At 62.6% G+C, this 21231-nt stretch carries 19 protein-coding genes; 11 read left to right on the forward strand and 8 right to left on the reverse strand.

What is annotated here, in order from left to right; all coding sequences use genetic code 11:
- Positions 1 to 73: 73 nt before the first annotated feature.
- From ACYASU_RS05015 to ACYASU_RS05025, 3 genes are all read right to left on the reverse strand, one after another.
- Positions 74 to 1543 (reverse strand): MFS transporter, encoded by a 1470-nt coding sequence (locus ACYASU_RS05015; protein WP_463582131.1) that lies wholly within the window; start codon positions 1541 to 1543, stop codon positions 74 to 76.
- Positions 1544 to 1833: 290 nt separating this feature from the next.
- Positions 1834 to 3267 (reverse strand): NAD-dependent succinate-semialdehyde dehydrogenase, encoded by a 1434-nt coding sequence (locus ACYASU_RS05020; protein ID WP_463582132.1) that lies wholly within the window; start codon positions 3265 to 3267, stop codon positions 1834 to 1836.
- Positions 3268 to 3894: 627 nt separating this feature from the next.
- On the reverse strand, positions 3895 to 4194 hold the full coding sequence (locus ACYASU_RS05025) for an ArsR/SmtB family transcription factor (RefSeq protein ID WP_463582133.1): 300 nt from the start codon (positions 4192 to 4194) through the stop codon (positions 3895 to 3897).
- 398 nt (positions 4195 to 4592) lie between these two features.
- Here ACYASU_RS05025 and ACYASU_RS05030 point away from each other — a divergent pair, with 398 nt between their 5' ends.
- Positions 4593 to 6086, forward strand: coding sequence for a nucleobase:cation symporter-2 family protein (locus tag ACYASU_RS05030; RefSeq protein WP_463582134.1), 1494 nt, complete (start codon positions 4593 to 4595; stop codon positions 6084 to 6086).
- Positions 6087 to 6128: 42 nt separating this feature from the next.
- Positions 6129 to 6611 (forward strand): LEA/WHy family protein, encoded by a 483-nt coding sequence (locus ACYASU_RS05035; protein ID WP_463582135.1) that lies wholly within the window; start codon positions 6129 to 6131, stop codon positions 6609 to 6611.
- 21 nt (positions 6612 to 6632) lie between these two features.
- Here the strand turns inward: ACYASU_RS05035 and ACYASU_RS05040 are convergent, their stop codons facing one another.
- On the reverse strand, positions 6633 to 7679 hold the full coding sequence (locus ACYASU_RS05040; RefSeq protein WP_463582136.1) for a LacI family DNA-binding transcriptional regulator: 1047 nt from the start codon (positions 7677 to 7679) through the stop codon (positions 6633 to 6635).
- A gap of 333 nt (positions 7680 to 8012) precedes the next feature.
- On the opposite strand from ACYASU_RS05040, the gene ACYASU_RS05045 reads away from it, so the two are divergent.
- The 3 genes from ACYASU_RS05045 to ACYASU_RS05055 are packed head-to-tail and all read left to right on the forward strand — an operon-like array spanning position 8013 to position 12532.
- Positions 8013 to 10136, forward strand: a complete 2124-nt coding sequence (locus ACYASU_RS05045) for a TonB-dependent receptor (RefSeq protein ID WP_463582175.1) — start codon at positions 8013 to 8015, stop codon at positions 10134 to 10136.
- 45 nt (positions 10137 to 10181) lie between these two features.
- Complete coding sequence (locus tag ACYASU_RS05050) at positions 10182 to 11582, forward strand: LLM class flavin-dependent oxidoreductase (RefSeq protein WP_463582137.1); 1401 nt, start codon at positions 10182 to 10184, stop codon at positions 11580 to 11582.
- Entirely contained in the window at positions 11579 to 12532 is a 954-nt protein-coding gene (locus ACYASU_RS05055; RefSeq protein ID WP_463582138.1) for an aliphatic sulfonate ABC transporter substrate-binding protein, read from the forward strand. Before ACYASU_RS05050 ends, ACYASU_RS05055 begins: the two co-directional genes overlap by 4 nt.
- A gap of 84 nt (positions 12533 to 12616) precedes the next feature.
- On the opposite strand, the gene ACYASU_RS05060 is transcribed toward ACYASU_RS05055, so the two are convergent.
- Entirely contained in the window at positions 12617 to 12874 is a 258-nt protein-coding gene (locus ACYASU_RS05060; protein ID WP_122534790.1) for a hypothetical protein, read from the reverse strand.
- Between the two features lie 201 nt (positions 12875 to 13075).
- On the opposite strand from ACYASU_RS05060, the gene ACYASU_RS05065 reads away from it, so the two are divergent.
- Positions 13076 to 13396: an ElaB/YgaM/YqjD family protein gene (locus ACYASU_RS05065; protein WP_192172383.1), complete on the forward strand. Its 321-nt coding sequence runs from the start codon at positions 13076 to 13078 to the stop codon at positions 13394 to 13396.
- Positions 13397 to 13468: 72 nt separating this feature from the next.
- Here ACYASU_RS05065 and ACYASU_RS05070 read toward each other — a convergent pair whose 3' ends face one another.
- Positions 13469 to 13822 (reverse strand): SPOR domain-containing protein, encoded by a 354-nt coding sequence (locus tag ACYASU_RS05070; protein ID WP_192172382.1) that lies wholly within the window; start codon positions 13820 to 13822, stop codon positions 13469 to 13471.
- 352 nt (positions 13823 to 14174) lie between these two features.
- Here ACYASU_RS05070 and ACYASU_RS05075 point away from each other — a divergent pair, with 352 nt between their 5' ends.
- The 5 genes from ACYASU_RS05075 (at position 14175) to ACYASU_RS05095 (ending at position 18543) form a co-directional block, all read left to right on the forward strand.
- Entirely contained in the window at positions 14175 to 14855 is a 681-nt protein-coding gene (locus tag ACYASU_RS05075) for a paraquat-inducible protein A (protein ID WP_463582139.1), read from the forward strand.
- Positions 14852 to 15469 carry a paraquat-inducible protein A gene (locus tag ACYASU_RS05080; RefSeq protein WP_463582140.1) on the forward strand — a complete coding sequence of 206 codons (618 nt, stop codon included), beginning with the start codon at positions 14852 to 14854 and terminating at the stop codon, positions 15467 to 15469. Before ACYASU_RS05075 ends, ACYASU_RS05080 begins: the two co-directional genes overlap by 4 nt.
- Positions 15459 to 17135 carry a PqiB family protein gene (locus ACYASU_RS05085; protein ID WP_192172380.1) on the forward strand — a complete coding sequence of 559 codons (1677 nt, stop codon included), beginning with the start codon at positions 15459 to 15461 and terminating at the stop codon, positions 17133 to 17135. Before ACYASU_RS05080 ends, ACYASU_RS05085 begins: the two co-directional genes overlap by 11 nt.
- A complete protein-coding gene (locus tag ACYASU_RS05090) occupies positions 17132 to 17755 on the forward strand; it encodes a PqiC family protein (RefSeq protein WP_282371910.1) in 624 nt (207 codons plus the stop codon). The genes ACYASU_RS05085 and ACYASU_RS05090 overlap by 4 nt, the downstream gene beginning before the upstream one ends.
- 317 nt (positions 17756 to 18072) lie before the next feature.
- On the forward strand, positions 18073 to 18543 hold the full coding sequence (locus tag ACYASU_RS05095; RefSeq protein ID WP_192172378.1) for a helix-turn-helix domain-containing protein: 471 nt from the start codon (positions 18073 to 18075) through the stop codon (positions 18541 to 18543).
- Positions 18544 to 18614: 71 nt separating this feature from the next.
- Here ACYASU_RS05095 and araH read toward each other — a convergent pair whose 3' ends face one another.
- Both araH and araG read right to left on the reverse strand, forming a co-directional pair.
- Positions 18615 to 19580 carry an L-arabinose ABC transporter permease AraH gene (gene araH, locus ACYASU_RS05100; RefSeq protein WP_463582141.1) on the reverse strand — a complete coding sequence of 322 codons (966 nt, stop codon included), beginning with the start codon at positions 19578 to 19580 and terminating at the stop codon, positions 18615 to 18617.
- Positions 19581 to 19625: 45 nt separating this feature from the next.
- Positions 19626 to 21155 carry an L-arabinose ABC transporter ATP-binding protein AraG gene (araG, locus tag ACYASU_RS05105; protein ID WP_346627813.1) on the reverse strand — a complete coding sequence of 510 codons (1530 nt, stop codon included), beginning with the start codon at positions 21153 to 21155 and terminating at the stop codon, positions 19626 to 19628.
- Positions 21156 to 21231: the final 76 nt, after the last annotated feature.

Consider the following 21231-nt stretch of genomic DNA (forward strand, 5'->3'; position numbering starts at 1 on the left):
AACAAAACTGACCAATCGCCAACGGTGTGCCTGGTTCAGTGATCAGGGCTCAGGGCTCAGTCGTGGGCTTGGGTCAGTCGTGGGCCTGGGACAAGGGCCGCGCCACTTCTTCGAGGGATTTGCCTTCCGACGCCACGCCCCAGATCGCCTGCACCACGGCGGCCAGCAACATCAACGCGGCACCGATCAGGTAGCCGAAAAACACCGGGCCCCGCTCATGGGTGTCGATCAACTGGCCGAACAGTGTCGGGCCGACGATGCCACCCAGCGCTGTGCCGAATGCATAGAACACCGCAATCGCCAGCGCGCGGATCTCCAGCGGGAAGGTTTCGGCGACGGTCAGATAGGCCGAACTGGCCGCTGCCGAGGCGAAGAAGAAAATGATCATCCAGGCGATGGCCTGTTGCGTGACATCCAGAACGCCCTGCTGAAACAGATAGCCGCTAATGGTCAGCAGGACCCCGGACACGGCGTAGGTCAGACTGATCATCACCCGCCGCCCCACCACATCGAACAGCCGGCCCAGCAGCAAGGGCCCGCAGAAGTTGCCCAGCGCCAGGGGCAGCACGTACCAGCCGATGGAGGCCGACGGCACTTGATAGAACTCGGTGAGCACCAGCGCGTAGGTGAAGAAAATCGCGTTATAGAAGAACGCCTGGGCGGTCAGCAACGTCAGGCCAACCAGCGCGCGACGGCGGTAGGTGTTGAACAGCGTGTGGAAAATCTCTTTCAGCGGCGTGTGGTCCCGGGCGTGCAGACGCAAGGGTGGACCTGTTGGCGCGGAGAGGTCGTGGCCCTGACGGCGCAGGCGCTCTTCGATGCCTTCCACGATCACCCTCGCCCCTTCACCCTGGCCGTGAATCAGCAACCAGCGCGGACTTTCCGGCAGCCACAGGCGCATCAGCAGAATGATCAGACCCAGCACCGCGCCGATGCCGAAACACAGGCGCCAGCCCATGTCCGCGCCGACCCACGAGGCGTCCAGGAGCACGATGGAGCCGACCGCGCCCAGTGCCGCGCCGATCCAGAAGGTGCCGTTGATGGTCAGGTCGACCCAGCCGCGAAACCGTGCGGGCGTAAATTCCTGGATGGTCGAATTGATCGCCGTGTACTCGCCGCCGATCCCCATCCCGGTAAGGAACCGGAACAGCAGGAAACTCCAGACGCTGAAGGAAAACGCCGTGGCGGCGGTCGCAGTGATGTACAGCGCGAGGGTGATGAAGAACAGTTTGCGCCGGCCCAGCCGGTCGGTCAGCCAGCCAAAGAACAACGCCCCCAGCACCGCGCCGCAGATATAGGCGCCGCCGGCCAGACCGATATCGGCGTTGGTCAGGTGCAGGACCGGGCTGTCTTTCAGCGCCCCGGACACCGAGCCCGCCAGGGTCACTTCCAGCCCGTCGAGCAGCCAGGTGATGCCCAGCGCAAAGACCAGCAACGTATGAAACCGCCCCCAGGGCAGACGATCGAGCCGGGCCGGCAGGTCCGTTTCAAACACTGAGCCTTTGGGGTCTGCCGCTACCGCCTGCACGCTGCTGATCGCCATGAGTCGTCCCCGTGGATCGGAAGTGATCTGTGGGTTCAGAGTTCGCGGGGTGCGTGGGAGTTCAGCGGGGGTGATGTGGCGGATAGATGAGGGATAGATAAGGGGACTGATTGATTTACAACGCTTCACCGTAAATCAATCTGTCCCCGACTCAGCAATGAGGGTGCTCGTACCGGCGCCTTCCCGGCTAAAGCCGGTCCCACTAAAAGCAGTCACCCGCGGCACCCGCGACAACCCCAAAAAAAAACCCACCAAACGGCGGGTTTCTTTTTTCAACGGGGCTGCGTGGGTTAAACGTTGAACACCGTCACCAGCTTGGTGTTCAGGTACGCCTCGATCGCTTCGGTGCCGCCCTCGGACCCGTAGCCGGAATCCTTGATGCCGCCAAACGGCACTTCCACCAGGCCGATGCCCTGGTGGTTGATCGACAGCATGCCGGCTTCGATGCGGGTGCTGAGGATGTGGGTGGTTTTCATCGATGAGGTAAACGCATACGACGCCAGGCCGAACGGCACGCGGTTGGATTCCTTGACGGCATCCTCGACCGTGTCGAACGGCACCAGCAGCGCCACCGGGCCGAACGGCTCTTCGTTCATGATGCGCATTTCGGTGGTCAGGCCGCTGAGGACGGTGGGCTGGAAGAAGTAGCCCCGCCCTTCGATGGCCTTGCCGCCGACATGGACCTTGGCGCCCTTGTCGCTGGCGTCCTTGATCAGCGCGTTCAGAGCCGGAATGCGACGCTCGTTGGCCACCGGGCCCATGGTCACGCCCTGCTCCAGGCCGTTGCCGACTTTCAGCTCGTGGGTGTGGCCGACGAACTTCTCGACGAATTCATCGAACACCCCGCGCTGGACCAGAATCCGCGTGGGTGACACGCAGACCTGCCCGGCGTTGCGGAACTTGGCGCCGGCCAGCGTGCGCGCGGCCAGGTCGATATCGGCGTCATCGAACACCAGCGCCGGGGCGTGCCCGCCGAGCTCCATGGTCGCGCGTTTCATGTGCTGACCCGCCAGCGCTGCCAGCTGCTTGCCGACGGGCGTCGAGCCGGTGAAGGTGACTTTCTTGATGGTCGGGTGGGCAATCAGGTAGCTGGAAATCTGCGCAGGGTCGCCGTATACCAGGCCGATGACGCCGGCCGGAACGCCGGCATCGACGAACGCACGGACCAGTTCGGCAGGCGACGCCGGGGTTTCTTCCGGGGCCTTGACGATGATCGAGCAGCCGGCCGCCAGCGCCGAGGACAGCTTGCGCACCACTTGGTTGATCGGGAAGTTCCACGGCGTGAACGCCGCCACCGGGCCGACCGGTTCCTTGATGACTTTCTGCTCGACCGAGACGTTGCGCGATGGCACCAGACGGCCGTAGGCGCGGCGGCCTTCTTCGGCGAGCCAGTCAATGATGTCGGCGGCGGACAGGGTTTCCATGCGCGCTTCGGCCAGGGGCTTGCCCTGTTCCTGGGTCATGATGTTGGCGATGTGATCGACGCGGTCGCGCAGCAGGTTGGCGGCCTTTTGCATGATTTTGTAGCGGTCGTAGGCCGGGGTGCTGCGCCACGTTTCAAAGCCGCGTTCGGCCGCTGCCAGCGCCTGGTCCAGATCGGCGATGTCGGCGTGGGCCACGGTGCCGAGGGTTTCGCCATCGGCGGGGTTGATGACATCGAGGGTGCGGCCGTCTGAGCTGGCACGCCATTGACCATCGATGTAGAGCTGAACGTCTGGGTACATGGGGAACTCCGGATGCGCCTCGCGGGGAGGCGGAGGGAAGAAAGGCGCGCTAAACCTGCCGGATGCGCGCCGCTCGCGATCGGATTGGGTCGGTTGCGGGACATCCTCAGAGATAGGGACGGACGAGGCCGTTTTCAATGGCGCTGATGAAGATCTGAAGCGGATCAAGGGCGTCGGCCTAACGGCCTCGGGTTTCGCCTTCGGCGAGTTACTTGGAAAAGTCGAAAGTCGCACCACCCCCAAGTAACCAAGGGTGCCTGCTCTAGGTTGGGCCCCTCGTTCCTCGGGGTTCCTTCACTCCGGTCTCGCTCCGTGGGCCCGCCGCCATCCGCCATCCATGGCGGGGGGCGGCTCTCGCGGCATCCATGCCGCTCGGCCCACTCCGCAAGACCTGCGTTCAGCCTGCACCAAAGTCGCGATTGGCGGTGACTGAGCTTTTTGTGTATGAAGATCAAGAGCAGATCAAAGGCGAAGCAAAGCAGATCAACGGCTTCCCGGCTAAAGCCGGTCCTACAGTCGGGGCCAATCCCACTGACTGCACACGGTGCCCTTTTGTTGATTGTTCCCACGCTCCGCGTGATAACACCGCCCCGGACGCTCCGCGTCCTGCAGACGACGCGGGGCGTGTTAGATCAGCATCAACTGCCGAGCGTAGGCATGCAGTACCTCGCGCTGGATCATGAAGCTGGCGTATTTGCCTTCGCGCAGGGTGGCGATGAGGCCGGCGCGCTCGAGCTCTTTGGTGTGGTGGGAAACGGTCGCGGCGCTGACGGGGTGGACCTTCAGCACTTCGGCGCAGGGCAGCGCCTGTTCACTGTCGCCGATCTGAACCAGAATCCGGTAGCGGCGGCTGTCAGCCAGCGCCCGGGCGATCAATGCGAATTGCGAGTCACTCAACGGAAACTGCTGTGCGGTGCTCTTGATCATCGTGACGCCTCAGTAAAAACCTCCTTGTCCAGAGATACTGCGGAACAAACTCGACAGGCTGATGACGGTCACCATTGATGGCGGTCGACCCTGGCGGTCAACAGTATGGAGGCTTCCGGCAAAAGATGGTTCAGCGCCGTGAGCATTACCTGGAACCACCCGACATTGATCGCTGACCACGTTAATGTTTTCTGGCATCCTGCGCGCCCTTTTTCCCACGACCGACTGCCATGCCTCGCCTTGCACTTTGTACACAATATCCTACCAAACTGTATTTATGCGTGTGGACATGTTGTACAGTCGGCAATCCTGACCGGCAAGACAAGATGTCCGCACCGGTCGGAGATGTGTCATCCGCAAAGCCCATGAACCCATAAAAACAAAATGGCAGGCTAACCATGACCGCACCCCGCAACAGCGCCCCGACCCGCTCGGCTTCTGCTTCAGTCTCGTCCAGAACAGACCTCATCTACGGCCTGCATGACCGGCCGCATTTCACCGCCGCGATCTTTGCGGCGTTACAGCACGTGCTCGCCAGTTTCGTCGGCATCATCACTCCCACCCTCATCGTCGGCAGCGTGCTCGGGCTGGACAGTGAAGTGCCGTACCTGATCAGCATGGCGTTGTTCGTGTCCGGGCTGGGCACCTTCGTTCAGGCCAAACGATTCGGCCCGATCGGCTCGGGGCTGCTGTGCCTGCAGGGCACCAGCTTTTCCTTCCTCAGCGTGATCCTGAGCGCCGGGTTTCTGGTCAAGAGTCGCGGCGGCGGCACCGACGAAATCCTCTCGACGATCTTCGGCGTGTGCTTCTGCGCGGCGTTCGTCGAAGTCGCCCTCAGCCAGTTCATCGGCAAATTGCGCAAGCTGATCACCCCGGTGGTCACCGGCACGATCATTACCCTGATGGGCTTGTCGCTGTTGAAAGTGGCCATGACCGACATGGCCGGCGGCTTCGGCGCCAGCGACCTGGGTTCGGCGGCGAACATGGGCCTGGCCGGCCTGGTGCTGATCACCATCGTGGTGCTCAACCGGTTCAATATTCCGTTACTGCGCCTGAGCGCAATCATCATCGGCCTGACCCTGGGCTTCGCCGTCGCCTGGTTCATGGGCCGGGTGGATTTCGCGCAGATGCCCCATGTCCCGGTGATGAGCCTGCCGGTGCCCTTCAAATACGGGTTTTCCTTCGATCTGCTGGCGTTCATCCCGATCGCGGTGATCTTTCTGGTGTCGCCGCTGGAAGCCGCCGGGGACCTCACCGCCAACTCGATGATCTCTCAGCAGCCGGTGAGCGGGCCGGTGTACATCCGCCGGATCAAGTCGGGGCTGCTGGCAGACGGGCTGAATTCGGCGCTGGCCGCGACCTTCAACAGCCTGCCCATGGTGACCTTCGCGCAGAACAACGGGGTGATTCAGCTGACGGGCGTGGCCAGCCGCTACGTGGCGTTTTTCATCGCCGGGATTCTGGTGCTGCTGGGCCTGTTCCCGATCATCGGGGCCGTGCTGCAACTGATGCCGAAGCCGGTGCTGGGTGGCGCAACGCTGATCATGTTCGGCACCGTCGCGGTGGCTGGCATCAAGATCCTCTCGGAGGCCGGTCTGCATCGGCGCAATATGCTGATCGTGGCGATTTCCCTGGGCATGGGCCTGGGCGTCGCGGCCGTGCCGGAGGTCTTGCGCGAGCTGCCCAAGGCGCTGCACAACATTTTCGAATCGCCCATCACCGTCGGCGCGTTCTGCGCGATCATCCTCAACATCTTTCTGCCGGAGGAATACCAGGAGCCGGAGCTCACCGAATTCGACCCGGAAGCCGCGACCTTCAAGGTGCTGCAGGATCCTGACGCAGAACCTCTACCGGCGCGCGGGGTCGCACACTTGAATCGTCAGGACGTTTGAAGGGGCGTGTTGCGCCCCAACGGCCTGCCACGGGAGTCACCGATGCCGCTACGCCCGATCCGCACCCTCCTCGCCGGCCTGACCCTGGTGCTCGCACTGAGCGCCTGCGCGCTGTTTCCCAACCGCGATCCGCTGAACATCAACGTAGTGGGCATCGATCCCCTGACCGGCCAGGATCTGGAAATCCGCTTCGCCGTGAAGCTGCGCCTGCAAAACCCCAACGACACCGACATCCAGTACGACGGTGTGGCGCTGAACCTGGACGTCAACGGCCGCTTGCTCGCCTCTGGCGTCAGTGACCAGAAAGGCACGATCGGGCGGTTCTCCGAAGGCGTGTTGACGGTGCCGGTCACCGTTTCAGCCTTTGCCGCCCTGCGCCAGGCGGTGGGCCTTGCCGATCAGCAACGGCTGGACAACCTGCCCTACGAGCTGCACGGCAAGCTGGCCGGCGGACTGTTCGGCACGATGCGCTTCGAGGACAGCGGCACGCTGAGCCTGCCGAAACCGGCCAGCGGCACTTGGTGATGGCGGCTTGGCAGAACGTCGCTAGGTGCTTTCCCGACCGATCAACCGGCACTCCAGCAGATTCAACCGCTGAAAGACCTCGTCCGTGACAATCACACCCAGCCGGTGCAGCACCCGCTCGGCAGCGAGCACACCGATCTGAAGCGCCGGCGGCTTGATCGTGCTCAGGCTGGGCATGAGCATCTCGGCGAAGGGGTAATCGCCGAAACCCAGCATCGCGCAGTCACCCGGAATACTCACCCCTGCACGCTGGGCCGCGAGCAAACCGCCGGCGGCCAGGTTGTCGTTGGCGAAGAAGATTGCGTCGGGAGGCGTGGCCCGCTGCATCAGCTCGGTGAGCGCCTGCTTGCCGGCTTCGAACGGCGCGAGATCGCCCGCCGGGGTGAAAATCTGCGGGCTGACCCCGGCCTCCCCCAGCGCCTGCACATACCCGGCGCAGCGTTCTTGCGCGCTAAAGTCCCCCGCCGCACTGTTGAGCACGAACGCAATTCGCTGATAGCCGCGCTGAAGCAGATAACGCGCGCCCGTGACCCCGACCTCGTGATGGGAAAAGCCGATCTGGATCGGCGCGCGGTCGGGCTGGTAGTCCCAGGTTTCGATCAGCGGAATGTCCGCCGCCGCGAGCATCTTCTCCGTGGCCTCACTGTGGAAGTGACTGGTGACCACCAGCGCAGCGGGTGACCAGCCGAGAAACGCGCGGATCGCCCGCTCTTCCTGCTCGGTGGAGAAGTAGCTCGACGCCAGCAATAACTGATAGCCGTGCCGGGCCAGGGTGTCGCTAAAGCCCTGAATGGTGTCCGCAAAAATCGGTCCGGAGATATTCGGCACCACCATCGCCACGATCCTGCCCTTGGCCGACGCCAGCCCTCCGGCGACCAGATTGGGCACGTAACCCAGTTCGGCAACGGCGGCCGCGATGCGCTGACGATGATCGTCGGACACCTGATCCGGCTGATTGAAGTAGCGCGACACGGTCATCGTCGACACGCCGACGTGGCGAGCAACCGCGTCCTGAGTGACGCGCCCGGCACCGCGCCGCTTGCGTGGGGGATCTGCTGTGTCACTCAAAACGCCCGCTCCTGCCGAAGGCTTGGTTATAACCAGAGATTATTTAAGGCTGATTTTTCAGTATTGGACGGTCTATCCGCAGATTACCGATACTGGTGATGTTAGCGCTAACTGACAGTATCAGCTACTCGCTTGAGCGAATGCCCACCTTTCTGCCGCGCAGCACACCAGTGGCCGCAGAGCCACCTTCCGACAGGCATTCATCAGCGAGCAACGATCATGCGACAAACCGGGGCGTTCCATTCACCGAGTCACCTTAGTCAGGCCATTGCCACGGCATTCGCGCTGTGTGCGCTGCCGGCCTTCGCCGCGGACGTGTCCACCGCGTCGCCAATGGCGGAGCAAGCACCCGAAACCGCCACCCTCCAGGCGGTCACGGTCACCGCCACCCGCCGGGAAGAACCGCTGCAGCAGGTCCCGGTGGCCGTCACGGTACTGGACGGCGAACAGCTGGAGCGTGACAACCGCAACGGCGTCGCCAGCATCGCGCAACAAGTGCCCGCGCTGAATTTCCGCACCGGCGCCTCGAACAAGGACACCTCATTGTTCATGCGCGGCGTCGGCACCATTTCCACGTCCCCGGGCGTCGAGCCGACTGTCGCGACGGTGGTGGACGGCGTGGTCTATGCGCGCCCCGGCCAGGCGACCCTGGACCTGCTGGACCTGGAGCGCATCGAAGTCCTGCGCGGGCCCCAAGGCACGCTGTTCGGCAAGAACGCCTCGGCCGGTGTGCTGAACATCGTCAGCAAGGCGCCCACCGCAGAGACCCACGGCTACATCGATCAGTCGTACTACAGCGGCAATGAAAGCCGCACCCGTTTCGGCATTGGCGGCAGCCTGATTCCCGATACGCTGAAGGCCTCGGTCACGACCCTGTTCGGCACCTACGACGGCAACGTGCACAACAAGGCCAACGGGCAGGAGGTCAACGGCTACAACCACAAAGGTGCGCGCGGCAAGCTGGAATTCACTCCCAATGAAGACGTCAAGCTGACGGTCATCGGCGACTACATGCAGTCCCATGACGACACTCCCAACGGGGTCATCAGCCAGGCGCTGACACCGGCCTTCGCCAACGCGCTGTCCCCGGTGCGCGCCAGCAACGACAACCGCGATCTGATCAGCGATTACCGCAGCCATGTCGACGACATCAACAAAGGCTTGTCTGCCCAGTTGGACTGGAACCTGGGCGATTACACGCTGACCTCGATCACCGCCTGGCGGGGCTGGAACAACACCCAGTGGCAGGATGGCGACCGACTGGCCAACGTCAGCGCCGCCTTCCCCGGCACCGAAGACAAGGGCGATCTGGATTTCAATCAGTACTCCCAGGAGCTGCGACTGGCCTCGCCGAAAGGGCAGTTCCTCGAGTACGTCGGCGGCCTGTATTACATGCACGGCAAGGACGACGAAACCTATCGCCGCACGCTGATCACGCCCACCGCGACCAACACCGGCGTCGCCGACTACAGCACTACCAGTGACAGCTATGCGGTGTTCGGCGAAAGCACGCTGAATTTCACCCCGGCGTTTCGCGGCATCGCCGGTCTGCGCTGGACCCACGACGACCTGGAATACGATCACCGCCGCGTCTCGACGTCCGCCACTACGGTCAGCGGCATTCAGCCCGGCACCAGCAGCTCCGGTTCGGTGGACGAAGACGGCTGGTCCGGGCGGCTGGGCGTGCAATATGACCTGAGCGATTCGGTCATGGCTTACCTCACCTACTCGCGCGGCTACAAAGGCCCGGCCTACAACGTGTTCTTCAACATGCAGCCCCGGGACACCGGCGCCCTCAAACCCGAGACCTCCAACAACTGGGAGCTGGGCATCAAGGCCACCACCTGGAACCACCGCCTGACCACCAACGTCGCGGTGTTCCACAGCGAGTACAGCAACTATCAGGCGAACTTCTTCGACAGCGTCGCGGGCCAGGTGGTGACCCGGCTGATCAACGCCGGCAGCGTCAGCACCGAAGGGGTCGAGGCCGATTATGCCTTGCAGGCCACACGCAACCTGAAGTTCTCCGGCGCCATCGCCTACACCCAGGCGCGCATCGACCAGTTCAGCTGCCCGGCGGGCGCGGCGGCGTCCTGTGACGTGAACGGCAAGACGCTGCCCTACGCGCCGGACTGGAAAAGTTACGTACGGGCCGACTACACCATCCCGCTGGACAACGGGCTGGACATCGAACTGGGCACTGATTACAGCTGGCAGAGCGAAGTGCAGTACGACATCAGCCAGAACCCGGACACCAAACAGGGCGCCTACGGCCTGTGGAACGCCAGCGCAGCCGTGGCCGATTACAGCAATGGCTGGCGCGTCGCGGTGCTGGCGAAAAACCTCACCGACAGATCCTATGCCCCCCTGCTTGCCAGCGGCACGGGTTACATCTACCGCGCCGTGCCACGGGACGACGAGCGCTACTTCGGCGTGCAAGTGCGCAAGGATTTCTGAACATGGGCGAACCGTCACAAGGACACTGCATGAAAGGCATCGGCAATGAGCACTGAATCCCGCCACACAGACAATGAGCCCCGGCAGATGAAACTGGGCGCGTTCCTGATGGCCACCGGTCACCACGTTGCGGCGTGGCGCCACCCGGACGTGCCAGCCAACGCGGGCCTGGACTTCAAGCACTACAAACACCTGGCGCAGGTGGCCGAAGCAGCGAAGTTCGACACGCTGTTCATCGCCGACAGCGTGGCGGCCGCGACGGGAGACGCCGCCAGCTCCATGGCGCGTTCGGACCACTTCGAACCCCTGACGCTGGTTTCGGCGCTAAGTGCCGTCACCGAGCGCATCGGCCTGATCGTCACCGCCACCACCAGCTACAACGAGCCCTTTCACATCGCCCGTAAATTCGCCTCCTTGGATCACCTGTCCGGAGGCCGTGCGGGCTGGAACCTGGTGACGTCGGATGCCGCCGCCGAAGCCCTGAATTTCGGCCGCGACGAGCACATCGACCACGCCGAGCGCTACAGCCGCGCCCGGGAGTTTCATCAGGTAGTGACGGGGTTGTGGGACAGCTGGGACGACGACGCTTTTTTACGGGACAAGGCCAGTGGCGCGTATTATCGCCCTGACGGCCTCCACGTGCTGGATCATCAGGGTGAGCACTTCAAGGTCAAAGGCCCGCTCAATGTGGCCCGCTCGCCCCAGGGTCAGCCGGTGGTGGTTCAGGCGGGCTCATCGGAGGCCGGTCGCACGCTGGCGGCGCAGACTGCCGAAGTGGTGTTCACCGCCCAGCCTTCGCTGGCCGCTGCCCAGGCGTTCTATCAGGACCTGAAGTCCCGCGCCGCCAGATTCGGCCGAGGCCCCGACACGCTCAAGATCATGCCCGGCATGTTCGTGGTGGTCGGTGACAGCGAGGCCCAGGCCCGGGACAAATTCGAGGCATTCCAGGCGCTGGTTGAGCCCCGCGTGGGTGTCGCGTTACTGGGAAGAATGCTCGGCAATTTCGACCTCTCGGGTTACCCGCTGGACGAACCCTTGCCCGCGCTGCCATTGACCCGGAGCGGCCAGCAAAGCCGCCAGGCCCTGCTCTCGCAACTGGCGCAGGACGAGAACCTGACGCTGGCGCAGCTGGGACGAAAAATCGCCGGCGGTCGAGGCCACTTCAGTGTGGTCGGCACCCCGAGTCAGATCGCCGATCAGTGGCAGATATGGTTCGAGCAGGGCGCGGCCGACGGCTTCAACGTGCTGGTGCCGCACTTACCGGGCGGGCTGGAAGACGTCGCGCGCAAGGTGATCCCGGAGCTGCAGCGGCGCGGCTTGTTCCGCCGGGACTACACCGGCAGCACCTTGCGCGAGCACCTGGGTTTGCCGCGTCCGGCCAACCGCTTCAGCGCGCCGCCAGGCCATCGCCCTGCACACAGAAACCAAGAGGGTTTGAAAGGATGAAGACTTTGCGCACATTGGGCAGCGCATTGCTGGCCGTGATCGGGATCAACCTGGCCTGCGCGAACGTCGCGGCCGCAGCCGATTCATCCGACCCGGCCGAGTTGCGCATCGGGTATCAGAAGGGCTCGATTGCGTTGGTGCTGGCCAAGGAACAGGGGCTGCTGGATAAGCGCTTCCCGAATACCCACGTGAAGTGGATCGAATTCCCGGCCGGGCCGCAGATGCTGGAGGCGTTGAATATCGGTGCGTTGGACGTGGGCTCCACCGGCGACATTCCGCCGCTGTTCGCCCAGGCCGCCGGCGCCGATCTGCTCTACATCGGCGCCGAGCCCGCCAAGCCGCAGGCGGAAACCCTGCTGGTCGCGGCCGACAGCCCGCTGCATCAGGTGGCGGATTTGAAGGGCAAGAAAGTGGCGTTCCAGAAAGGCTCGAGCTCGCACAACCTGATCCTCCGCGCCCTGAACCAGGCCGGGTTGAAGTACACGGACATTCAGCCGGTCTACCTCAGCCCGGCCGACGCCCGCGCGGCGTTCGAACAAGGCAGCGTCGATGCCTGGGCGATCTGGGAACCGTTTTCGTCGCTGGCCCTCAGCGGCGGTCGCGCCCGGCTGTTGGCGGACGGCACCGACCTGGGATTGTCCGGGCCGATCTACACGGCCAGACGTTCGTACGCCATTGGGCATGGGGCGTTCATCAACGCATTGCTTGAACAGCTGACGATTGCCGAAGCGCTGACCCGCAGCCAGCGGCAGCTGAGCCTGGAGGTGCTGACCCGTTCGATGGGGCTGCCGCACGCGGTGATAGCCCGCTACATGGACAACCGCCCTGCCTCGCCGATCCTGCCGATCACCCCGCAGATCATTGCGGCGCAGCAGCAGACGGCCGATCTGTTCTTCGAAAACCATTTGCTGCCCAAACGCATTGACGTGAGCGCAGCGGCCAGGCCGTAGCCGTACGCTGTCAGTGGGACCGGCTTTACGGTTTTAGTGGAACCGGCTTCAGCCGGGAAGGCGTCCGACGGGCTAAACCGAAACCTACCCCCGCGCCGCTGCCACCAGTCGATTGACCTCGGCGCGCACCATGTTGGCGTACTCCGGCGGCGACATGGCGTCGAGCTCACCGCGTACCCACTCCGACCATTTGCCCTTGCGCTTGGCCCGTTCGCCCATCAGCCGGGCGGCGTCACCTTTGGCCTTGCCCAGATTGCTCTGCCACAGATCGAACAGGCGGGACTTTTCGTCCTCGATCGCGGCACGTTCCGGAAGGGTTTTATTGGCCAGGTTGTAGCTCATGGTATGTACCTCGGTGGTCAAAACGAAACGCATAAACGGAGCCGGTGACGGGCTCGAAAAACGTCAGCATCTTACACCCGCCGACCGTGAATCCCGACCCCATTACGCGTACTTTTTGCCCGCTGGGAGAAATGCGCTGCAACTTTTCAGGCACTCAAAACTCCATTGCACACTGCCATAACCACTGAAAGGAAATTTGCCATGGCTCGTAAAACTGCTGCCCAAAACGCCGCTGTCGAACAGATCAAGGATCAAGCGTTCAGCGAACTGGCCGCCCTCATTGAAGAGTCCGACAAACTGCTCAAAGACAGCGCCTCTCTGGTCGGCGAAGAAGCCGATACCGTGCGTGCGCAACTGAGCCAGAAACTCAAGCAGGCGCTGGAATCCGTGGGCAGCGTACGCGAACGCGCCAAGCCAGCCGTTGATGCCACCGAAAACTACATCGGCGGCCACCCATGGCAGACCGTGGCAGTCTCGGCAGGCTTTGGTCTGGTAGTGGGTCTGTTGCTGGGCCGTCGTTGATTAACGACGTCTGACCTGGTAGCAAGATTGAATTTGGCCGGGGCATCGTGTGATGCCACCGGCTTCAAACCCTCAAGACCTCGGCGCGATCACTTCCAGCTGTGACAGGCGATGGCCTTTGACCATCGCGGCATCGATCTCTGTCTTGGCCTTCTCGGCATCCGCCTGAGACTCGAACGGTCCGATCATCACCACTTCCCTGCCATCGACCTTCACCACGTAAGACGGGTAATGGTGCTCGACCAGCCAGTAGGTCATGTCGCTCAGCGCTTCTTTCAAATGGACGCGAATGGTCCATTGCTGCGAAGCCGGCGTCGGTGCTTCCGCGGTCGAATCAGTGCTCGGAACCTGGGCGGGCGTCGCCGGCTTGCCGCCATCACAACCCGCCAGCATCAACACCGCCACCATCATTGCCATCTTGCGCACGTCTGTCGCTCCTCGTTTGAAGTGGCGGGAGTCTATCACCGCAGACAGGCGGGAGTTGTAACGGCCCGACGCTACACCGCCGGCCTACAGCAATGGACCCGCATTCAAGCCTCCCCGCTCACAAAGCCCTGAAAAGTTTGCTGCCCGCTCCACAAATAACCGAACCCGATGATGGCACTGTGGTCAATCTCTCAAGTCATTTCCCAGGCGTACCTTTCATGGCGTTCACTTCAGCTAATGCGAGCCTGCGCTTCGCCGACAGTGTATCGTTGCCAGCCCGCCACCCAGGCGCGCAATCCACGAAAGCCGATCTATCGTGAACACACCCATAACTCCCGCGACGCCCGCGCCGATGACTGACACCTCTCACCGCCAGGCTCACGCATTCGGGCAGCCGCCCGCTCCAGCGATCGCCGAGGCGCAGACCCGCGCCGATCAGTGGATCATCTGTGAGCATTGCGACTCGGTCTATGAGGCCCTGCCCCTGAACAAAGGCGAGGCTGCCTACTGCCTGCGCTGCGCTGCGATTCTTCGCCGCAGTCACCGGATGACCGTCGAGCAACTGCTCGCCCTGACCATCGCCGCCTGCGTCCTGTTCATCTTCGCCAACGTATTCCCGGTCATCAGCATCAGCATGCAGGGCCTGCACAACGAGGTGACGCTGTGGGGTTCGGTTCAGGCGCTGGCCCAGGGGCAGATCACACTGATCGCGCTGGTCGCGGGACTGGCCATCATTCTCGCGCCAGCGCTGCAGATCGCCTTGCTGTTCTGGGTACTCGCCCACGCCCATCGCGGCGAGATCGCCCCCGGCTTCAAAATGTGCATGCGCACCCTCGAACATTTGCGGCCCTGGAGCATGCTGGAGGTGTGCCTGCTGGGGATTCTGGTGGCCATCGTCAAACTGGCGGGCATGCTGGACGTGCACGCGGGCGTCGGCCTCTGGGCCATGGCGATGCTGATGGTGCTGATCGTACTGATCGCCGGCAAAGACATCCGCCGTCTGTGGGACGAATTGGGAGTCGGACCTGAATGAACGGCATTCCCTACGCCCGCGAGTACAACGTCACCCTGTGTCACATCTGCAGTTGCGTCTGCCCGGAAGACGCCCATGAATGCCCGCGCTGCGATTCACCGGTGCATCGGCGCAAGCCCAACAGCCTGACGCGGACCTGGGCCTTTCTGATTGCGGGACTGATCTTCTACCTCCCGGCCAACCTGTTGCCGGTGATGTACACGACCATGCTCGGCAGCAGCAGCGAGAACACCATCATGAGCGGGGTCATCGAGTTCGCCGAAGGCGGCTCGTGGGACATCGCCATTCTGATTTTCATCGCCAGTGTGGTCGTGCCCTGCATCAAGTTTCTGGTGCTGGGGCTGTTACTGATCACGTGCCAGCGCCGCAGCACCTGGGCGATGCGCGAGCGTTCGCGGTTGTTCCGCTTCATTGAACTGATCGGCTACTGGTCCATGCTCGATGTGCTGGTGGTGGCGCTGGTGGCCGCGCTGGTGCAGTTTCGCGGGCTCAGCACCATCGAGCCGCGCCTTGGCATTCTGTTTTTTGGTTTGGTGGTGGTGATGACCATGCTTGCCGCCATGACGTTCGATCCCCGGCTAATCTGGGACGCAGAGGTTGAAGATGTCCGATAACACCCTACCCCCCTCCCCGCCGACCCGACCGCAGGTCAAGGCCCGCAAGGTGCGCGTTTCGCTGGTCTGGCTGGTGCCGATCGTCGCTGCCCTGATCGGCCTGTCGATGGTGGTTCATGACTTCCTCAACGTCGGCCCCAAAGTGGTGGTGAGCTTCCTCACGGCCGAGGGTCTGGAAGCCAAGAAAACCCAGGTCAAGTACAAGAACGTGGTCATCGGCATGGTCACCGACATCGAACTCAGCGATGACCGCACCCACGTGCTGGCGAGCATCGACCTGAACCAGTCGGCCGCGCCCTTCACCCGCGCCGACACGCAGTACTGGGTGGTGCGTCCGCGCATCGGCGCCCACGGCGTCACCGGCGTCGACACCCTGTTGTCGGGTGCTTTCATCGGCGCTGACGCCGGCAGCTCGGAAGAAACCAAAAAAGACTTCACCGGTCTGGAAACCCCGCCGGCCGTGACCTTCGGCGAGAAAGGCAAGCGCTTCATTCTGCACACCGACGACCTTGGCTCTCTGGACATCGGCTCGCCGGTGTACTTCCGCCGCATTCAGGTGGGTCAGGTGGTGGCCTACGAACTGGCGAAGGACGGCAAGGGCGTCGATGTCGAAATCTTCGTCGGTGCGCCAAACGATCAGTTCGTCCTCGACGATTCACGCTTCTGGAACGCCAGCGGGGTAGACGTCACCCTCGGTGCTTCGGGCCTGAAAGTGTCGACCCAGTCCATGGCCTCGATCCTCTCCGGCGGTATCGCCTTCCGCGAACCCAAATACAGCCCGGATGCCAAGCCGGCAAACGGCAACGCCGAATTCAAACTGTTCGAAGACCAGGCCACTGCACTGGCGCCGCCCGATGGCGAACCCAAATACATCCGCATGCGCTTCAACCAGTCGCTGCGCGGCCTGGTGGTCAATGCGCCGGTGGACTTCCTCGGCGTCAACGTGGGCCGCGTCGTGTCGGTGGACCTCGATTACGACCCGGCGACGGGCACGTTCCCCGGCATCGTTGGCGCGGTGATCTATCCGCAACGTCTGGGCGCAGCCAATGACAAGCTGAAGCAGCAAGCCGGCGGTGGCGATGACGAAGAACAGACCTCCAGGATCCTCGGCCAGTTCGTTGAGCGCGGACTGCGGGCGCAGGTGCGCACCGGCAACCTGCTGACCGGCCAGCTTTACGTCGCGATGGATTTCGATCCGAAAGCGGCGAAGATTGCCTACAACGCCAAGGCACGGCCACTGGAAATCCCGACCGTGCCCGGCAGCTTCGACAAACTGCAGGAGCAGTTGCAGGCGTTCGTCGACAAGCTCGGCAAAATCCCCCTCGACGACCTGGCGAAGAACCTCAACGGCAGCCTGATCGAACTTCAGAAAACCATGAAGCAGGTCAACAGCGACGTCTTGCCTCAGATGCGCGGCGCCTTGCAGCAAGCGCAGAAAACCCTGGGCACGGCCAACGAAGCGCTGTCGGATGACTCGCCAGCACGTCAGCAACTGGGTCAGGCCATGGACGAAGTCCAGCGCACGGCGCGCTCGGTTCGCGTGTTGACCGACTTCCTCAGCCGCCATCCCGAATCCCTGATTCGCGGTCGCACCGGCGATGCGGCGCCCGGCTCGTACAAAGGATCTTCCTCTTCCCGCGAAATCGCTCCGGAGCCTGCTCAATGACCTTGCGTAACTCTCTTCTTGCCCTGGCCTGCGTGCTGGGGGTGACAGCCTGTGCTTCCACGCCAACCCATTACTACACGTTGATCGCGCCCGCGACCCAGGCTCCGGGGAATGCAAGTCCGGCGCCCTTCCAGTTTGAAATGCAGGCGGTGCTCATGGCGGTGCAGGTCGATCAGCCGCCGCTGGTCATCCGCCAGGGCAACGGCAGTCTGGCGATTCTGGAGAATGAGCGCTGGGGCGCGCCGTTGGGCGATGAGTTCCATGACGCGTTGACCGGCCAGCTCGAACGCCGCTTCGGGTCCCGAGACCTGGCGGGCTTGCCCAAACAAAGTGACCAGCCAGTGCTGTCGGTTCGCACTGACGTACGGCGCTTTGAATCGGTACTGGACCAATACGCACTGATCGACGTGGTCTGGAACCTGAGCCTGCGCGGCAGCGGTGCCGGTCCCGGTAGCAAGCGGCAGACCCTCACCTGCAGCAGCGTCATTCGGCAACCGGCGGGCACCGGCATGGAAAGTCTGGTGGTCGCGCACCAGAAGGCTGTCTCGACGTTGGCCGATACCATCGCCCGCACCGCCACACAATGGGCACGCCAATCCGACGCCCGCTGCCCGTCCTGACATCGAAAAAGCCGGGGCTCCAAGCCCCCGGCCGTTCGCCGACCCGCCCTTTTCTCAGGACACTATTCAAAAACGCCCGCAAGTGACATCAAAAAGTCTTCATTCGGATAGTTATCATACAACTGTTTGAGAAAACTCCTACAAGCCGGTATGTTTGGATCCTCTTTCCCACCGGATGGCAGTATTGTTCGGAGTGAATAGATAAAACCGCCTAAGCTGCACCCGTTTGCGTTGATCTGCTCATGCTCCTGTCGAGTCGATCCAGGAAGTCGCAACCAGCAGCTTAATGTCAGGGATCGTCAAATGGAGTTGAGCACATGAAAGGCATTGGCCTGAGACTCAGGCAGGAACGCAACAGACTGAAGCTGTCACAGAGCGCATTGGGCGCAATCGGAGGCGTCGAGACCAACGCGCAGGGCAATTACGAGAATGGCACCCGGTCGCCGAAAGCCGATTATCTGCTACGCATCGCCGAGGCCGGTGTCGACCTGAACTACGTCATGAGTGGCAACAGAGCATCGCCGGACGCAGTAAACAGATCACTGGTGATCGATCCTGAGGAAAGGCCGGATGTCTATCCCCATCTAACCAAAGTCACCCATCAGCTGCACCGTAATTTATACGGACTCATTGAGGCATCGCTGCAGCTGACGCAACTCATCGAAGTGCGCAACCACGACGCCCGGTTCAGCGAGGCAAAGGTGCAGCTGGAGACGATCCGGGTTGAAGCGCAGTCGCTGGCCCAGGCCACGATGAAGTTGATCTTCGAGACCTCGAAGCTGGTATAGGGCGGCTTCGCAGGAGATGAGGCTGTGTGGGGGGACGCCTTCCCACACAGCGAACGACTGAGGACTTCGAATCAGCGACGCTTCAACCGGTCGATGATCACCGCGAGCAACAGGATCGAGCCGCGAATCACATACTGGTAAAACGTGTCAATGTTCTTGAGGTTCATGGCGTTCTCGATGATCGCCAGAATCAACACCCCGGCGATAACATGGCGAATCATGCCGATGCCGCCGCTCAGAGACACCCCGCCCAGTACGCACGCGGAAATCACCGTCAGCTCGAAGCCCTGGCCGATCATGGGCTGGCCCGAGGTCATGCGCGAGGCCAGCACCACGCCGGCCAGCGCGCCGATCAAGCCGTGGACGGCAAAGATGATGATCTTGGTCCGGTCAACGTGGACGCCTGCCAGCAACGCCGCTTCCTGATTGCCGCCGATGGCCAGGGTATTGCGGCCATAGGTGGTGTAATTCAGGAGCCAGCCGAAGAATACAAAGCAGACAATAGTGATCAGGATCGGCACCGGCACACCGAACAGCTGACCGTTACCGAACACGAAAAAGGCCTCGTCGCCAACGCCCACCGCTTTACCGTTGGAGAAGATGTAGGCCAGGCCCCGGACGATCTGCATCGTCGCCAGCGTGGTGATCAGCGCGTTGATGCGCAGCTTGGCGATGACGATGCCGTTGATCAGCCCGACCAGCAAGCCCATGGCCAGCGCCGCCGATACGCCCAGAAACACGCTGTCAGTGTCGCGAATGACGATCCCGGCAATGACGCCTGAGCACGCGAGTACCGAGCCGACCGACAGGTCGAAATGCCCGGAGGCCAGGCAGTAGAGCATGGTGCAGGCGGCGATGCCGACCGTGGAAATCGCCAGGCCCAGGCCGCGCATGTTCAGTGGCGACATGAAGTTGTCGATCAGCAGCGCACAGAGCACAAAAATGCCCAGGGCGGCCATGAGCATGGCCCAGTCGTCGACGAATCGACGCAAGTTCATGCCTTGGCGGGGAGCCGTCAGGCTGGATTCGGTAGACATACGCACCTCGTTCTTATTTTTCATAGCCAGTTTTCATAGCCAGGTTCAACCGCGGGTACGCGGCAATGCCAGTTGCAGAAGACGCTGTTCATTAGCCTCTTCGCGGGACAGTTCGCCGGTAATGGCGCCTTCACTCATGACCAGAATCCGATCGGAAATCCCCATGACCTCCATCAGGTCGCTGGACACCACGATGACCGCGATGCCATCGGCGGCGAGGTTATGGATGATCTGATAGATCTCGGATTTCGCGCCGATGTCGATGCCACGGGTAGGCTCGTCCAGCAACAGCACTTTCATCGGCATCGACAGCCAGCGCCCCAGAATCGCCTTCTGCTGATTGCCACCTGACAGAAACAGCATCTGCTGCTCAGGCGAAGGCGTCTTGACGTTCATCGACTTGATCTGATGCCGGGCGTTGTCACGCTCCCAGCGCCCCTGGATCAGGCAACCCAGGCTGACGTGCCGAGGCCGCGCGCCGATGTTGATGTTTTCGGCGACGCTGGACAGCGGCACGATGCCTTCTTTCTTGCGGTCTTCCGGACACAACAGAATGCCGGCGTCGATGGCGTCCCGGGGCGAACGCAGGTTCAGCGGTTTGCCTTCCAGCTGCAAGGTTCCGGCCTGACTGCGCGTCAGCCCCGAAAGCATGCGAAACATCTCCGTTCGACCGGCACCGACCAGGCCAAAGAAGCCGAGGATCTCGCCCTTCTCCACCGCAAAACTGGCGGGCTCCTGCAGGCCCGGGCCCATCAGGCCGGTCACTCGCAGGCTCGGTCCCTGATGCTGGCGCGTGCGGTAGTTGTAGATGTCCTGGATGTCGCGCCCGACCATGCAGGTGACGAGGCGGTCATGGTCCAGATCGGCCATGTCCTCGAAGGTGCGGACGAAGCGGCCGTCCTTGAACACTGTCACGGCGTCACAGACGCGGAAGATTTCTTCCATGCGGTGAGAGACATAGAGAATGACCCGACCTTCGTCCCGCAGCCGGGTGATGATCGCCATCAGCCGATCGATCTCCCGCGCCGAGAGGCTGCTGGTGGGCTCGTCGAAGGCGATGACGTGGGCATTGCGCGACATGGCCTTGGCGATTTCCACCAGTTGCCGCTGCCCCAGAGAGAGATCACCCAGGCGCGTGTTCGGGTCGATCTCGTCGGCCAGGCCTTTGAGCAACTCCCGCGCGCGCCGGACCATGGCCCGACGGTTGATCATGCCCCAGCGATTGGGCATGTGACCGAGCAGCAGGTTTTCCGCCACCGACATTTCCGGAACCAGGTGCAGTTCCTGGTGAATCACCGCGACGCCGGCCGCGATGCTGTCTGCGGTGGATTTGAACGCCAGATGCTGATCGCCGATCTGCAGATCGCCGCTGTTGGGCTGGTACGAGCCGCCGAGAATCTTCAGCAGCGTCGATTTACCTGCGCCGTTCTCGCCCATCAGCGCATGAACGCTGCCTGGCCGAGCTTCGAAATTGATGTCCGACAGTGCCTTCACACCGGGGAAGGTTTTACCGATCCCGTTGAAACGCAGGCTGCCGCCGTGCTGAACCTGTTGCTGAACCGATGCCTGTTGCATGAACCACCTCCACCCCGCCCCACCCTTGCCGGGTGGGACGGGGCCTCGCAGATATCCGCCTGATTTTCAGGCGTCC

The sequence above is a fragment of the Pseudomonas sp. HP_12 genome (assembly GCF_055283955.1).